Consider the following 15,105-nt stretch of genomic DNA (forward strand, 5'->3'; position numbering starts at 1 on the left):
CCCCAGCCCCAGCCCCAGCTCCAGCCCCGGCTTATTCTGGAGCCATACCACCAAACATCCGAATAGCCGGACAAGAGCCGTGAAGCGGCCGCTGGAGCGTTTTCCAACCGGGTGGAATCACCCGATCCCTCGGAAAACGCGGTAAAACAAGAACGTGGGACGGTCGATCCGATGTAGTCGGTTGAGCCGCTCCAGACCAACAAAGGGAAGGATAGCCTGTGACCGCCAAGGAGACGTCGGCCACCACCAAGCCGTCGGTGCCGAACGGACGATACCGCTGGACGATCGTCGCCCTGCTGTTTGCCGCTACGGTGATAAACTACGTCGACCGCCAGATGATCGGCGTGCTGAAGCCCACGCTCTCCAACGAACTGGGGTGGTCTGAAAGCGACTTCGCCGATGTCATCTTCTACTTCACCATGGCCTATGCCTTCGGCTTCCTGGTTTTCGGCAAAGTCATGGACGTGCTCGGTGCGCGCTATGGCTATGCGGTCGCTTTCGTGATCTGGCAGGCAGCGCACATCGCCCATGGCCTGGCATCCAGCGTAACGCAGTTCTCGATCGTCCGCTTCGCGCTCGGCATCGGCGAAGCGGGTAACTTTCCGGCCGCGATCAAGGCGGTAACCGAGTGGTTTCCCGCACGCGAAAGGGCTTTCGCGATCGGCATATTCAACGCCGGTTCGAACGTGGGCGCGATCATCACGCCGCTGCTGGTTCCCGTGATCGCCGTCGCTTACGGCTGGCGCGCCGCCTTCGTCATCACCGGCGTCGTGAGCTTCGTCTGGCTGGTGGCGTGGCTGATCGTCTATCGCCGTCCCGCCGAGCATCCCCGCCTCGGCGCCGAAGAGCGCGCGTGGATAGACCAGGATGCGGAGCCCGTCGTCACCGCCGTGCCCTGGTCCAAGGTTTTGCGCATGCGGGGAACCTGGGCTTTCGCCTTGGGTAAATTCTGCATCGACCCGGTCTGGTGGTTCTTCCTGTTCTGGCTCCCAGGCTACCTGGGCGACCGCTACGGACTGGACCTGCTCAGCTTCGGGCCGCCGCTCGTCGTGATCTATCTTCTCTCGGACGTCGGCAGCGTGGCGGGAGGCTGGTTCTCCTCGCGCCTTATCCATCGCGGGGCCAGCGTCAATTTCGCGCGCAAGATCACGATGCTCATCTGCGCGACGGCAGTTCTGCCCGTCTTCATCGTCCAGTCGGTCGACAATCTGTGGCTGGCTGTGCTGATAATCGGACTCGCCACGGCGGCGCACCAGGCATTCTCAGCGAACCTCTATACGATCGTGCCGGATCTGTTCCCGCGCGCGGCAGTGGGTTCGGTGACAGGGATCGGTGGCACGGCCGGCGCAATCGGAGGCATGGCGATGGCCAAGTACGCGGGCTTCGTCCTCGACAACATGAACACTTACGCGCCTCTGTTCGCAGTGGCGGGATCGGCCTACTTCATTGCGCTTGGCTGTATTCATTTGCTGAGCCCGAAACTGGCCCAGGTTCGGATCGAAAGTCGGCAGGAACTGGCTGGCGCCTGATCCCGCGCGTTCGGTTTCAGCGTCGGGCCAGCGACGCAGGCGGTGCCACGGTGAGGGAAGGAAGCGCTTCCCTCACTGCGTTTCAGGATCGCCATTCACAGCGGGATGCGTACCAAAACCTAGTCCCACCTTTAGGCATTAGAGGGGCTTTCGGATCATTTTCAGGACTTGAGTTTGGTTGTCGCGCGTTGGGCCCGATGAAGCCGGGGCCGCGCGCGAGTCCAGTTCCGAGAGTTCCCAATGACGCCTGCGCCACCGAGGGAGAATCCGTTTACCCGCAATGCCACGGCGATCGCCATAGTCGTGATCACCGCCGCCTTTCTGCTTGCGGCCCTCATGTTCACGAAGCAGGCCGCCGACCTGACCGGCGCGCGCGGCTGGGTGGATCATACCTATACCGTCCGGCGCCACATCTCCCTCCTCGGCAATCTCTACGAGCGCGCGGCGGCAGCTCCGCCGGGCTATCTGGTGACGGGCAATCCGGACTTTCTCCAGACCTATCGCGACGCCTTGCAGGACCGGAAGAATGCCTCCCCGGATGACGCCATCACCCCGATGCAGCGTTCCATCGGACAGGAACTGGCGCTGCTGCGACGCCTGACAGCAGACAACCCCTCTCAATCGGCCAATCTCGACGAACTGGAAACGAGAAGCCAGGCCCTGCTCGATCACCTTCGAACCACCATCGCGATGCGCCGCGGTGCCATCGGCGGGGCGGAACAGGCCCTCAATCGCGGCAAGACCATGATCGAACGGGTCCGCGAACAGCTCGCCATCATGTCGGCCGAGGAGGAGCACCTGCTCCGGCAGCGTCAGCAGGTCGATGCCGCCAATGTCACGCACAACATGCGCCTCACGGCGATCATCACCCTGCTTTCCTACTTCGGCATCGTTCTTGCCGTATGGCTCTACCAGCGCAGCCGCGCCAGATCGGCCGCCCAGCAATTGCTTTACACGCAGGAACTCGAAAGGCGCGAGGAAGAGCTCAAGACCCAGCAGGAGGAACTCAAGGCCGCCAACGAAGAGATGGAGGCCTCGAACGAAGAACTTGAGGAAAAGACCAGCGCGCTGGAGGAACAGAACGAACGCATCCGCGCCCAGGCCCGCGATCTTGAAGAGGCCAAGCGCCTGATAGAGGAAAAGGCGCGCGAGGTGGCGCAGTCTTCGAAGTACAAGTCCGAATTCCTCGCCAACATGAGCCACGAACTGCGTACCCCGCTCAATTCGCTGCTCATCCTCTCGCGGGGACTGGCTGCCAATGAAACCGGCAACCTGACTGCCGAGCAGGTGGAGGAGGCGCGCGTCATACACAACGGCGGCCTGGAACTGCTGAACCTGATCAACGACATTCTCGACCTCTCCAAGGTGGAGGCCGGCAAGATCCATATTCTTGCGGAGGAAACGCCGATCGACGCGATCGTCAGCCACTTGCGCCAGGGCTTCGAACCCGTGGCACGGGACAAGGGCGTGGCCTTCCACATCGTGTGCGATCCCGCGCTGCCGACGCATATCAACACCGACAGCCAGCGCGTCGATCAGATCGTGAAAAACCTGCTGTCCAATGCCTTCAAGTTCACCGCGCGGGGATCGGTCACCCTCACCCTGCGGCCTGCCGGCGATGGCGATCGGCTGCAACGCGCCGATCTCGTTCGGGAAAAGGCCGTCGCACTCAGCGTGACGGACACCGGGATCGGCATCAGCGAAACCAAGCTCAAGGATATTTTCGAGGCGTTCCAACAGGAAGATGGCTCCATCGATCGCCATTACGGCGGCACGGGACTGGGCCTGACCATCGCCCGCAAGTTCGCGCAGGTTCTCGGCGGGGAGATCCATGTGGAGAGCGTCAAGGAACAAGGCTCCACCTTCACGCTGTTCCTTCCGATCGGGGACGTCGCGGCGCCTGGCACCATTAGCGAACGCAGCCTCCCGATCGCGCCCTTTCTCGATGACGACCGCCACCACCTGAGCCCCGGCGAACGTGTCGTCCTGGTCATCGAGGACGATCCCGGCTTCGCCGCCACCCTGATGAAGATCGCCCGCAAGCGCGGCTACAAAGTGCTGGCAGCAGGCGATGGCAGAAGCGGCCTGCTCCTTGCCGCGCAGCATCCCGTCACCGCGATCCTGCTCGACCTGAGTTTACCCGACATCGGCGGACTGAACGTGCTCGACCAGTTGAAGCACAGCCCCGATACGCGCCACATCCCGGTGCATGTCGTTTCCGGGGCGGACGCCGCGGTCACGCGAGCGCCCTTGCGCAAGGGCGCGGCGGGTGTCCTTACCAAGCCCGTCACGGAATCGGATATCGACACCGTATTCAATCACATCGAAAGCCTGTTGCGGGCGGAAATCAAATGCGTGCTGCTGATCGAGGACGATCGCCTGACCCAGGCCGCCATTCGCGCCCTTCTCAGCCAGAAGAACATCGAACTGGTCATGGCCGAAACGGGCTCGGACGCTTTCGAACGGATGGAGCTGCAATCGTTCGACTGCGTCATCCTGGATCTCAGCCTTCCCGACATGACCGGGTTCGACTGGCTGAAAAAGGCGGAAGCGCTGCTCGGTGAGGACGGTTGCCCGCCGGTCATCGTCCATACCGCCCGCGACCTTTCCGAAGAAGAAAACCGCCTTCTTGGCCAATATACGGAAAGCATCGTCATCAAGGGCGCCTCGTCTTCGGAGCGCCTGCTGGATGAAGTGACCCTGTTCCTGCACAGCATCGAAGCGAACGCCCTGGGCGACGCGCAGGTCAGGGCCGCCAGATATCACGATCCCGACAGGATGCTCGAGAACCGTACGGTGCTTCTGGTGGACGACGACATGCGCAACACTTTCGCCTTGTCCAAAGTCCTGAAGAAGCAGGGCCTCAATCTCGTCATCGCCGACAATGGGCAAATGGCGCTGGAAAAGCTCGCGGAGATCGGCGGGATCGATCTGGTGATCATGGACGTGATGATGCCGGTGATGGACGGTTATCAAGCCATGCGCGAAATCCGTAGTAATGCGGAGTGGGCCGACCTGCCCATCATCGCCCTCACCGCCCGCGCCATGCCGGAAGACGTCGAGCGCTGCATGAAGGCAGGCGCCAACGACTACATGACCAAACCCGTCGATATCGACAGGCTGCTGACGCTCCTGCGGGTTTGGCTGTTCCGTCAGGAGGAGGTGGCGTGAGGCTGGGCTTGGCGCCGGCCGCTCACGCTCCCGCCGACATCCCCGCGCCCGATCGCGATGGCCCCGATTGCGATTACATTGCCGACAGACCGACGCCTGCCTATCCCCCCGCGCAGCGCGAAGATCTGGAAACGATAGAGATATCCCTGCTGCTCGAAGCGATCCGCCGCCGCTGGGGTTACGATTTCAGCCACTATTCCCAGGCTTCGGTCCGTCGTCGCCTCGATCAGGCTCGGCGCGCGGCGGGGCTAGCCCATTTCAGCGAGGCAATCGCCCGCGTCCTTCGCGACGAGGCCTTCTTCGACCGGCTCCTTCGCACCATGTCGGTCACGGTGACCGAGATGTTCCGCGATCCGCCTTGCTATCGCGCGATGCGCGAGCGGCTGGTCCCCGTCTTCAAGACCTTCCCCTTCGTGAAGATCTGGTGCGCCGGCTGCGCAACCGGCGAGGAAGTCTATTCGCTGGCGATCCTGCTCCACGAGGAAGGCTATCTGCAACGCGCCCGCCTTTACGGCACCGATTTCAACAGGGCCTCCCTCGATACTGCGGAGAAGGGCATTTACCCCAAGCGGCTCATGGCCACTTACGCCGACACTTACCGCCAGGCCGGGGGACGAGCCGACCTGTCGGACTATTACAGCGCCAGCTACGACTTCGTTCGCATGAAAGGCTTCCTGCGCGATCGGATCACGTTTTCCTATCACAACCTGGTGACCGACGGCATCTTCGGTGAAATGAACCTCATAACCTGCCGCAACGTCCTGATCTATTTCGACAAGACGTTGCAGGAGCGGGTCCTGCACCTGTTCGCCCAATCCCTGCGTCACGGCGGTTTCCTGTGCCTCGGCGCCAGGGAGAGTCTCAAGTTCTCGGCAGTCCGGCACCATTTCGAAGCGCTGGACGGACAGCGCTATATCTATCGCAAGAACGCCCATGACGGCGGGGGAATCCGGTCATGACCATTGCAGCCCTCCAGACAGTGCCCCAGCAGATCGAGACCGCCGCGATCGCGCAAGTGCGTCCCAAGATCCTGATGGTCGATGACCGCTGGGAGAACCTGCTGGCGACGGAAAAGGTGCTGAAGCCCCTCAAGGCGGACATCTTCAAGGCAGCATCCGGCAACGAAGCCTTGTCGCTGGTGCTGCGCCACCGGTTCGCGATCGTCCTGCTCGATGTGCAGATGCCCGAAATGGACGGGTTCGAAACCGCCACGCTGATGCAGGAACACGAAAGCATGACCGGCGTGCCGATCATCTTCGTGACGGCCCTGTCCAAGGAAGAAAAGTACGCCTCCAGAGCGGCCGAGATCGGCGCGGTCGACTATATCTTCAAGCCGATCAATCCCGATATCCTGAAGAGCAAGGTCAAGGTCTACCTGGACCTTTACGTCCAGCGCGAACAGATCATGCGCCTGAACGCCACGCTGTCGCAGTCGAACGAGGAACTGGAGCGCTTTGCCTACATCTGCTCGCACGACATGCAGGAGCCGGTTCGCATGATGAACGCCTTTGCCGGGCTGCTGGCCGAAAATGCGGAAGAAGCGATCGACGAAGACGGTCGCCGCTACCTTTCCTTCATTCTCGACAATGCGCGGCGCATGCAGAAGATGATCAACGACATCCTCACCTTTTCACGCGTCGGACGCGAGGAAATCCTGCTGGAACCGGTCGATTGCGAGGCGATATTGCGGGAGACGCTTTCGGAATTCGAAGGCGTCATCCAGGACAGCGGCGCCGAGGTGACTTACACACCCCTGCCCTGCGTGGAAACCAGTTCGACCCTGGTCCGAGTGCTGTTCCAGAACCTGATCGGCAATGCGCTCAAGTTCCAGAACGGCAGCCAGCCACCGTTAATCGCCGTCATGGCAGAGAAGCAGGGCCGATACTGGCGCTTTTCAGTCAAGGACAATGGTATCGGCATAGAGAACGGCTTCCGTGGGCGGATCTTCACGATCTTCCAGCGGTTGCACCGCAAGGAAGACTATCCCGGCACCGGCATCGGGTTGTCTACCTGCCGCAAGTTCATCCGGCTCTGCGGCGGCGAGATCGACTTCACCTCGGCGCCGGGCCAGGGCAGCACATTTCATTTCACCCTCCCGTCCGGCGAGGCCGCGCGCCCGACCAGAAGCGGGCAGCAAGCCTGTTGAGAGAGTGTCGAAGGAGATGGTCATGACCAAGCCATTCAACATCCTGCTCGTGGAAGACAACGAAGGCGACGTGGAAATGACGCTGCGCGCCCTGAAGAAAGCGGAGCAGCCCTGCGCGCTGACAGTCGCGAACGACGGCATCCATGCCCTCGACATCCTCCGCCCCGATCCCGGAAATGCCTCCCCGCCGCCCCAACTCATCCTTCTGGATATCAACATGCCGCGCATGGACGGAAAGGAACTGCTGGTTGCCGTCAAGTCCGACCCGCGCCTGCGCCACATTCCGGTCGTGATGTTCACCTCATCGGAATCCCCGACCGACATCCGCGAATGCTATGAGCGCCATGCAAGCTGCTATGTGGTGAAGCCCTTCAAGGGCGGCGAATACACCCAGGCGCTGCACGACGTTGTCAACTTCTGGAGCACTACCAGCCGCCTGCCGAACTAGGGTCACTCAGCACAGGGGCGGATTTACCTCAGTGCAGTTTGAGCCTTGGCCGGACGATCCGGTTCATGTGGCTGATCACGATCATGGCCGACCCCTTGATCCAGCCGTGGATCGCCAGAAGGTGCATGCGGTAGAGCGAAAGGTAGATGAAGCGCGCCAGGCGGCCCTCCACCGCCATGCGTCCGCCCACCAGACTGCCCATCAATGATCCCACGGTCGAGAAACGACTGAGTGAAACCAGCGAGCCGTGGTCCTTGTAAACGAAATCAACCAGCGGCTTGCCCGTCATGATGCGCTTGAGATTGGCAAAGGCGGCATCGGCCATCTGGTGCGCCGCCTGCGCGCGCGGAGGCACCGGGCGTTCGCTGCCCGGCAGCTTGCAGAACGCGCAGTCGCCAATGGCGAAGACACGATCGTCGGTCTCGCTCTGGAGTGTCGGGCGCACCACGATCTGGCCCGAACGGGCAAGTTCCAGTCCATCCAGCCCGCCGGGGATAGGCTTGGCCTTCACGCCCGCCGCCCATACCTGCAAGTCCGCGTCGATCCTCTCGCCGGATCGCATGACCATGCCATCCGCCGTCGACTCCACGACCGGCGTATCCACCAGGACGCGCACGCCCAATGCCTCCAACTCGCTGCGCGCGGCAGCGGCCAACCGCTCCGGCAAAGCGGGAAGGATACGCGGCCCGGCCTCGATCAGCGTAACTTCGAGACGGCTGCGGTCGAAGACTTCGAGGCCGTAGTAGCCCAGCGCATCGGCGGCGTTATACAGTTCGGCGGCCAGCTCGACCCCGGTGGCACCGGCCCCGACGATCGCGATCCGTACCCGCGCCTCGCAGTCCGGGTTGTTCGCCATCGTCCGCGAGACGCGCAGGCACTGGTCGAGCAATTTGTCGCGAAACCGATCGGCCTGGTCGCGGCTGTCGAGGAAGGTGCAGTTTTCCGACACGCCGGGCGTGCCGAAATCGTTGGTGACGGAGCCGAAGGCCAGTACGAGATAATCGTAGCGGATTTCGTGCGCGGCGATGACCTCGCGGCCCTTCTCGTCATTGATCGGCGCCAGTCGAACGTGCCGACTGGTGCGATCGATGCCGGCCAGCGAACCGTAGAAGTAGCGGTATCCGAAACGGTGACAATGGCTGCGATAGCCCACTTCATCGAGGTTGGCGTCGAGCGATCCGGTCGCCACCTCATGCAGCAGCGGCTTCCAGATGTGGGTTCGCTTGCAGTCGACCAGAATGATGTCGTGGTGCTTGCGTCCGTAGTGAGCACCCAGCTTCGCGGCCAGTTCCAGGCCCGCCGCACCGCCGCCGACGATCACGATCTGGGTCTTCGTTTTTCTCACATTCACCGGCGAAGCATCGAAACCGTCAGACATTCAGGCACCCTTGCTCAAGCGGATTCCACCAATCCGCTGCGGGTGCCTTAGCAGCTTCCCTCGGCTTGCGCATGTGATCCCGGCGCTGTCATACGATCTGTCTACAGTTCAGATCGCGCCTTCCTTGAGAAGCTTTACGGCGTGGTCGGCAGCGCGTGCGGAAAGCGCCATGTAGGTCAGCGACGGGTTCTGGCAGCCGGACGACGACATGGCGGCCCCATCGGTGCAGATCAGGTTCGGCACTTCATGCGCCTGGTTGAACCCGTTGAGAACCGAAGTCCTGGGATCCTTGCCCATCCGTGCCGTGCCCATTTCATGGATGCCAAGGCCCGGCACACCGGGATCGGTCGCCTGCGATATCACCATGCCGCCCGAAGCCTGGATCATGTCCTTGCCGTCCGCCAGGATCTGCTTGGCCATGGCCTTTTCGTTCGGACCCTGCTCGCATTCGATATGCGGGATCGCCATGCCCCACTTGTCCTTGCGGGACGTATTGAGCGTCACTCGATTTTCCGGATTGGGCAACATCTCGCCGAAGCCGGAAATGAAGGCAAGCCATGGCCCGATCTTGCGCGCGGCGGCTTTCAGGTCCACCCCGATCACGCCGGGTTGCATGCCGACGGTGCGACCGCCCATCCGCGATATCCCGCCCTGGAAGCCGTAGCCGCGAACATAGCCTTCCGCCTCTTCGGTCACGTTGCGATAGCGGGGAATGTATATGCCGGTGGGCCGCCTTCCCTTGTAATAGCTGTTCTTGGGCCCCGGAAAGAGCCCGATCGTCGACAGCGCATAGAGATGATCCATGAGATTGCGCCCGACCTGGTCCGAACCGTTGGCAAGCCCACGCGGATTGGCCTCGTTCGCGGAGTTCAACAGGATCATGGCCGAACCGATGGTCGAAGCATTGAGGAACACCAGCTTCGCCTCGTAAGTCTTGCCTGCCTTGGTGTTGCGATCGATCACCCGCACACCGCTTGCCTTGCCGGTCTTGGGATCCTGGACGATCGAATGGACGATCGCATCGGTGACGAGGGTAAGGTTTCCGGTCCGTTCGGCAGCCGGAAGCGAGGATGTGAGGGTGGAATGCATCGCGCCGAGGCTGCATCCCCGATCGCAGATGGAGCGGTTCTGGCACGTATTCCGGCCCAGTTCCTCATGCCAGGGCTGCGCCACCGACAGATTGGCATTGCGCCCGATAATGACCTTGCGGCCTTCGAACTTCGCCTCCACCGCAGTCTTGAACTGCTTTTCGGCGTCGTTCATTTCCCAACCGGGAAGAAACTCGCCATCCGGAAGCTGCGGCAACCCTTCCCTGGTACCCGCAACACCGATGAACTTCTCGACATGATCGTACCACGGCTTGAGATCGTCGTAGCGGATCGGCCAGTCGCACCCGTGCCCGTCCTTGGCATTCGCACCGAAGTCGATGTCCGACATGCGATAGGATTGCCGCCCCCACATGATCGATCGCCCGCCCACGTGATAGCCGCGTATCCAGCTGAACGGCTTGCCCTCCGGCGTGGAATAGGGATGGTCGCTGTCCTTGACCCAGAACTTCTTCGTGGCTTCGCTGAAGGCGTAGCACTGGCTCTGGATCTGGTAGTCGTTCTGAACTTCGTCCTCGGGCACCATGTTGTTATTGGGAAACTCCCAGGGCATCAGACTGTCAGTGTAGTCCGTGGCCGGATCGACGTTGTTCCCTCTTTCCAGCATGAGAACCTTGAGCCCGCGTTCGCAGAGTTCCTTGGCGGCGATACCGCCGCTCATGCCCGAGCCGATGACGATCGCATCAAACATTTCCCGATCTCCGTTCAGAACAGGCCAGGACTGCCGAAGGGGCGGCTATCCGGCGTTATTTCAAGCGAGGGCACCCACGGTCCCGGCACATGTTCGTAGACAAGCTCCTGCGTCAGGCCGACTTCCGAACTGTAGTAGAGCGCGACGACCAGTTCCTTCAGCTTCGCATAGGCGGGATCGACCACCGCAGGCTCGGCCTTCAAGGCCGCCAGTCCCGATGGCTTCTGCTTGCCCGGCACCGGTTTGAGCGCGGCGACATCGTAGCCTTTGAGGAAGCTGTTGCGGCCCTCCGGTGAAAGCGCCGCGAACGGCTTGCCTGCGGCCTGCATGGCGCCGCTGTCGATATTGCCCAAGGCACCGACCAGCGCATCCCGGCTGTCCTTCGACGCCCAGTCCCGCAGCAGCCCGTCCAGCAGCGCAGGAACGCCCGCGCCCACCGCGCCCGGCGTATCCGTTGCGGGCACGAAGGTATCGCAGACCGCCTCCAGCAAGGCATAGCTCGTCGGCGGCAGGAGCCGCTTGCTGGTGGCGGCCGCGCCCAGCGCCTCAGCAGGCAGGAAGCCGGCGCCGACCAAAAGCGCGATCCGGCCGATGAGAGATCGGCGATCCATGGCAAATGCGTCAGTCATCGTGTGCTCTCCCAAGCCGTCTGGATGAGGTCGAAACCTTCGGAGTAAACTTCCTCGGGGGTAGCGAAGAAATCGCGCCACACGCGCGTTGCCGCCGCCAGCTCCGGCAGGCCGCGTCCGAAGGCTTCGATCGTCAGCCAGCCATCGTATCCCAGCGTCTTGAGCAAGCAGACCGTTTCGCGCAGCGGCAAATGGCCCCTGCCTGGCGTACCGCGATCGTTCTCGGAAATATGGACGTGCGCCAGCCGTCCTGCCCGGTGCACCGCCTCGAGCGCGGACAAGGGGGCCTGCTCCTCGATGTTGGCGTGGAATGTATCGTAGAGAAGGCCGATCCCGTTTCCACCGATACGCTCCGCAAAGGCAAGTGACTGTTCGCAGGTATTGAGGAGATGAGCTTCGAAGCGGTTCAGCGGCTCCAGCGCGGTGCCGATCCCCGCCGCCGCAAGCTGCGGCAAAACCTTGCGGAACACGCCCGCGCAGCGATCCAGTTCGGTTTCGCTGGGCGGTTGTCCGGAAAACACGCCGAGCGGCTGGAACCATGGGCCCGCCAGAAGCTCCGCACCGAGTTCGGCGGCGCAGTCGGTCACGGAAAGGAGGTGATCCACTGCCGCCTGCCTCACCGAAGGGTCGGGCGAAAGCGGGCTTTCGGCTGGTCCGGGAATGATCGCAACGGCCGTGCGCTGCAATCCCAGCCCATCGAGCACGCCGCCAAGCCAGCGGTAATGCGCGGTGTCGCCGGTGTCGAAGATCGGCACTTCAACCCCGTCGAAGCCCTTGCGCTTCAGGGCTTCCAGGACGGGAATGTGCTCCGCGCGAACATGCCCGGTCCAGAGCAGCAGGTTCATTCCGATTTTCATGCCAAGCCCTTCCCGCGCTGACGTACAGCCGTGCGGCGCCGATCGATCATGGCCGAGGGCCTGGCTGCGCAATGTCGCATTCGCTGCCGGTCTGGCGGGCCGTCCACGAAAGGGCGTTCGTCAGCAGGCGGACATGCTCGGTCTGGCGGAAGGCTTCGGCCTGGTGGCCCAGCGCGGAATAGAGCGCGCGGCCCCGGCCCACGCAATGCCACCAGATCACCGGATGGTCCGTCCCCATGCGCAGATCCTTGCCGAACATCCCCTCAGGATTGTACGTGCGCTCGTCCACCGTCATAAGGACATGATAGCCCTTAAGCCGGGGAGACGCCGCGAAGGAATACCACTCTTCGTTGTGCTTCCACTGCGCGGGCAGGCCGGCCAGAACCGGGCTTTCGCGATTTTCCAGACGGACGGTCGCGGTCTGGAACTGCGGAGACATCGTGTGCATCGTGAACGCGGCCCCGATCAGGTTCCGGGCGTACCACGGCCAATCGTCGTGAGAACTGTCTCCCGCCGCGTGAAGCCCTATGAAGCCTCCTCCCGCATTGACGAAGTTCTCGAACGCCGATCGCTGGTCCCCGGTGAACACGTCGCCGCTGACATTGTTGAAGACGACGGTATCGAAGCGGGAAAGGATATCCTTCCGAAAAGCCGCGCCGTTTTCGGTCTGAAAATAGCCCCACCCTTTTTCGCGGGCGATCTGCCGGAACAGGGCGTTTGCGGCGGGAATGGCCTCCTCATGACGGAACGCGTTCGTCTTCGAAAACACCAGGACAGCGGGGCGCGGCAGCGAAGCCGGCAGTTCCGGCGGCTGCGTTTCGTATATTTTCACGCCGCCCAGGAAAACGCGTTGGATCGTGTCGCGATATCGAAAGGCCTGTACGGCCAGGATGACCAGAAGAAGGCCGATAACCATCAGAAAAATCCGGAGTATCTTGCGCGCCATCAATTCTAGCCCTTTGCGCGGAAGCGAGCCGTGCCCGTCACCTGTCGAATGGTGGATCGGGAAGCACGGGAACGCTGTTGATGCTCGTCATTTCGACGCCGCGAGGAACCCCTGAAAGGTCAGGAGTCGCGCGACTTTCACCGCCTCAGGCCATCGCCCGGTCGAGGAAATCGCTGCTTCGAAGATAGCGGAAGCGTGTCCGCAGATACTGCGAATTTCGTCATGGTATCTCCCATCGGCACTCTGACGGTGCCCGTGGCATCAATCGGCATTCCTGCCGGACTGAAGAGTTCGATTAAGACAGACCGGAAGGAACCGGTCAATCCCGCCCTAAGCCAGTGCAAATAGCGATATTTAGATCAAGCTTCTGAAATTAATGAATTAGTTTAGGCCAGCTTTCGGGAGCCGACGCGTCCAGGCCGACATCGCCCCCGCGAATGACGAGCGCGCCTCCCATGTCACACGGTCGCCATGTCATAGACCACGACTTTGGCCCAAAGGTGTTCGCAAGACTTGACGAACTGTTGGTGGATCGGATGATCCTGGTAGGTCTTCTGGTCTTTCACGCTGTCGAAAAACATCAGTTCCGAAACATCGAAACTGGCGTCCACGACATCACGGCTTTCGGTACTGGCGGGAACGCCGATTTCCAGCTTTCGAATGACCGGAATATCCCGCAAGGTCCGCAGGCCCGCGATAAGTTGCTCGCGATCCGCCTGCGATCCGGGGCGCTTCAGCCAGAAGAACACGTGATGCACCAGCGCGGGCGACGCGGGCGACGTGCCCGCGTCCGCCGGCGAAGGCGTGGATGAAAGGGCGATCCCGGTACTTCCCAAAGCGATCATCGCCGCCAGTTCCCTTCTGCTCGTTTCCATGATGCGATTCTCCGTAGTTGACCGCTTGCCCACCTGCGAAAAGGTTATCTCGCGGCGGGACAGGCGATGGAATTGCGCTTGACGATCACGTGATCGAAAACTTCGTCGCTGATTTCGGGCTGCGATCTGGACAGTCCCGTTATCAGGCATTGCGCCGCGCGGAACGCCATCTCCTCGACGGGTTGCCGCACGACCGTCAGCGGCGGCCAGATGCGTGATGCCAGAATGGTGTCGTCGAAGCCGGTGACGGTCAGATCCTGGGGCAGTTGCAACCCGTCATGATGCGCCTGCGCCACGACCCCCGCGGCAAGGTCGTCGCTGCTGCACAGGATCGCCGTCGGCCGGTTCGACTGGCGAAGCAGTGCCTGCGCCGCCAGCTTGCCCGCCTCGTAATCGAACTCTCCATGCCGCACGACCAGCTCCGCATTCTCGGAAATTCCCGCCTCGCGCAGTGCGGCCCTGAAGCCGTCGAGCCGGGCAGCGACCACGCTATAACGATCGGGCCCGGCGACATAGGCAATGCGCCGGTGACCACTGGCGATGACCTGCTGCGTGATCGACAGCATCGCGGCCCGATTGTCGATCCGGACGGTCGTGACATCGGGCATTGCCGTGCCGGTGGCGATCGCCGCCATGGGCACGCCCAATTCCGTTATCCTGCGCGACCCACTGAGCTGCTCGGCGAAAGGCGGGATGACCAACAGGGCATCGGCACCCGAGCGCACGAGTTCTCCCGCCATGCGCTCAGCCTCGTCGCGGCTGACGCCCTCACCCTCGCGCAGGATCAGTTGCAGCCCGTGGGCATTGGTGGCGCGCAAGGCTCCCACGAGTACGGCATCGAGGAAGGGCGTCCGCCGGTCGCTATAGAGCAGCCCGACCGTGGTCGCCCGCGCCTTCGACAGCTGCCGGGCGGCCAGATTGGGCACATAGCCCAGCTCCGCGATCGCCGCGCGGACAGTCGCCACCGTAGCCGCGCTGGCACGCCCGGCGCCGTTGATCACGTTCGACACGGTCATCGCGGATACGCCCGCGCGCTGCGCCACGGCTCGGATCGTTACCCCCGCTTCGCTTCGCCTCGCCATCAGATTCTCGTCTCCATATCCTCCGATAGCGTGTTTTCAGCCCTTTCGCAGCGCTGAAATCCGAGCGGGCCGGCGTCCTCGTCAGATGGTTCCAGCCTGGAGCCCTTTCACGGCGTGATCGACGGCGCGCGCCGTCAGCGCCATGAAAGTCAGTGACGGATTGACGCAGGAAATCGATGCCATCTGAGCACCGTCGGTGACGAAAAGGTTGGAGGCGTCATGGGCCTGGCTCCATTTGTTGAGCACG

Annotated in this window: 13 protein-coding genes; 5 read left to right on the forward strand and 8 right to left on the reverse strand. The window is 62.3% G+C overall.

Annotated elements, in window-relative coordinates; all coding sequences use genetic code 11:
• The first annotated feature begins 218 nt into the window (after positions 1–218).
• The 5 genes from ACI3K3_RS24145 (at position 219) to ACI3K3_RS24165 (ending at position 7,294) form a co-directional block, all read left to right on the forward strand.
• On the forward strand, positions 219–1,529 hold the full coding sequence (locus ACI3K3_RS24145; RefSeq protein ID WP_404918406.1) for an MFS transporter: 1,311 nt from the start codon (positions 219–221) through the stop codon (positions 1,527–1,529).
• A 240-nt stretch (positions 1,530–1,769) separates the two neighbouring features.
• Positions 1,770–4,700: a response regulator gene (locus ACI3K3_RS24150; protein ID WP_404918408.1), complete on the forward strand. Its 2,931-nt coding sequence runs from the start codon at positions 1,770–1,772 to the stop codon at positions 4,698–4,700.
• The gene (locus ACI3K3_RS24155) at positions 4,697–5,659 is read left to right on the forward strand and encodes a CheR family methyltransferase (RefSeq protein ID WP_404918410.1); all 963 of its coding nucleotides are present in this window, start codon (positions 4,697–4,699) and stop codon (positions 5,657–5,659) included. Before ACI3K3_RS24150 ends, ACI3K3_RS24155 begins: the two co-directional genes overlap by 4 nt.
• Positions 5,656–6,846, forward strand: coding sequence for a response regulator (locus ACI3K3_RS24160; RefSeq protein ID WP_404918412.1), 1,191 nt, complete (start codon positions 5,656–5,658; stop codon positions 6,844–6,846). Before ACI3K3_RS24155 ends, ACI3K3_RS24160 begins: the two co-directional genes overlap by 4 nt.
• Before the next feature lie 22 nt (positions 6,847–6,868).
• A complete protein-coding gene (locus tag ACI3K3_RS24165; protein ID WP_404918414.1) occupies positions 6,869–7,294 on the forward strand; it encodes a response regulator in 426 nt (141 codons plus the stop codon).
• A gap of 28 nt (positions 7,295–7,322) precedes the next feature.
• Here the strand turns inward: ACI3K3_RS24165 and ACI3K3_RS24170 are convergent, their stop codons facing one another.
• The 8 genes from ACI3K3_RS24170 to ACI3K3_RS24205 form a co-directional block, all read right to left on the reverse strand.
• Positions 7,323–8,672, reverse strand: coding sequence for an NAD(P)/FAD-dependent oxidoreductase (locus ACI3K3_RS24170; RefSeq protein ID WP_404918416.1), 1,350 nt, complete (start codon positions 8,670–8,672; stop codon positions 7,323–7,325).
• Between the two features lie 108 nt (positions 8,673–8,780).
• Complete coding sequence (locus ACI3K3_RS24175; protein ID WP_404918418.1) at positions 8,781–10,469, reverse strand: GMC oxidoreductase; 1,689 nt, start codon at positions 10,467–10,469, stop codon at positions 8,781–8,783.
• Between the two features lie 14 nt (positions 10,470–10,483).
• Complete coding sequence (locus tag ACI3K3_RS24180) at positions 10,484–11,098, reverse strand: gluconate 2-dehydrogenase subunit 3 family protein (protein ID WP_404918420.1); 615 nt, start codon at positions 11,096–11,098, stop codon at positions 10,484–10,486.
• Positions 11,095–11,955, reverse strand: coding sequence for a sugar phosphate isomerase/epimerase family protein (locus ACI3K3_RS24185; RefSeq protein ID WP_404918422.1), 861 nt, complete (start codon positions 11,953–11,955; stop codon positions 11,095–11,097). The genes ACI3K3_RS24180 and ACI3K3_RS24185 overlap by 4 nt, the downstream gene beginning before the upstream one ends.
• A gap of 46 nt (positions 11,956–12,001) precedes the next feature.
• Positions 12,002–12,871 (reverse strand): ThuA domain-containing protein, encoded by an 870-nt coding sequence (locus ACI3K3_RS24190; protein ID WP_404918424.1) that lies wholly within the window; start codon positions 12,869–12,871, stop codon positions 12,002–12,004.
• A gap of 488 nt (positions 12,872–13,359) precedes the next feature.
• A complete protein-coding gene (locus tag ACI3K3_RS24195) occupies positions 13,360–13,776 on the reverse strand; it encodes a Dabb family protein (RefSeq protein WP_404918426.1) in 417 nt (138 codons plus the stop codon).
• A 44-nt stretch (positions 13,777–13,820) separates the two neighbouring features.
• Positions 13,821–14,858 (reverse strand): LacI family DNA-binding transcriptional regulator, encoded by a 1,038-nt coding sequence (locus tag ACI3K3_RS24200; protein ID WP_404918428.1) that lies wholly within the window; start codon positions 14,856–14,858, stop codon positions 13,821–13,823.
• Between the two features lie 81 nt (positions 14,859–14,939).
• The coding region (locus ACI3K3_RS24205) for a GMC oxidoreductase (protein ID WP_404918430.1) at positions 14,940–15,105 on the reverse strand (166 nt) is incomplete at its 5' end.

The organism is Novosphingobium sp. ZW T3_23 (genome assembly GCF_044987305.1).
Lineage (GTDB): Bacteria > Pseudomonadota > Alphaproteobacteria > Sphingomonadales > Sphingomonadaceae > Novosphingobium.

Excerpts from the sequence above, each read along its gene's own strand:
- ACI3K3_RS24195 (WP_404918426.1), bottom strand. The coding sequence starts at position 13,776 with ATGGAAACGAGCAGAAGGGAACTGGCGGCGATGATCGCTTTGGGAAGT.
- ACI3K3_RS24190 (WP_404918424.1), bottom strand. The coding sequence starts at position 12,871 with ATGGTTATCGGCCTTCTTCTGGTCATCCTGGCCGTACAGGCCTTTCGA.
- ACI3K3_RS24180 (WP_404918420.1), bottom strand. The coding sequence starts at position 11,098 with ATGACTGACGCATTTGCCATGGATCGCCGATCTCTCATCGGCCGGATC.
- ACI3K3_RS24185 (WP_404918422.1), bottom strand. The coding sequence starts at position 11,955 with ATGAAAATCGGAATGAACCTGCTGCTCTGGACCGGGCATGTTCGCGCG.
- ACI3K3_RS24165 (WP_404918414.1), top strand. The coding sequence starts at position 6,869 with ATGACCAAGCCATTCAACATCCTGCTCGTGGAAGACAACGAAGGCGAC.
- ACI3K3_RS24170 (WP_404918416.1), bottom strand. The coding sequence starts at position 8,672 with ATGTCTGACGGTTTCGATGCTTCGCCGGTGAATGTGAGAAAAACGAAG.
- ACI3K3_RS24160 (WP_404918412.1), top strand. The coding sequence starts at position 5,656 with ATGACCATTGCAGCCCTCCAGACAGTGCCCCAGCAGATCGAGACCGCC.
- ACI3K3_RS24200 (WP_404918428.1), bottom strand. The coding sequence starts at position 14,858 with ATGGCGAGGCGAAGCGAAGCGGGGGTAACGATCCGAGCCGTGGCGCAG.
- ACI3K3_RS24175 (WP_404918418.1), bottom strand. The coding sequence starts at position 10,469 with ATGTTTGATGCGATCGTCATCGGCTCGGGCATGAGCGGCGGTATCGCC.
- ACI3K3_RS24150 (WP_404918408.1), top strand. The coding sequence starts at position 1,770 with ATGACGCCTGCGCCACCGAGGGAGAATCCGTTTACCCGCAATGCCACG.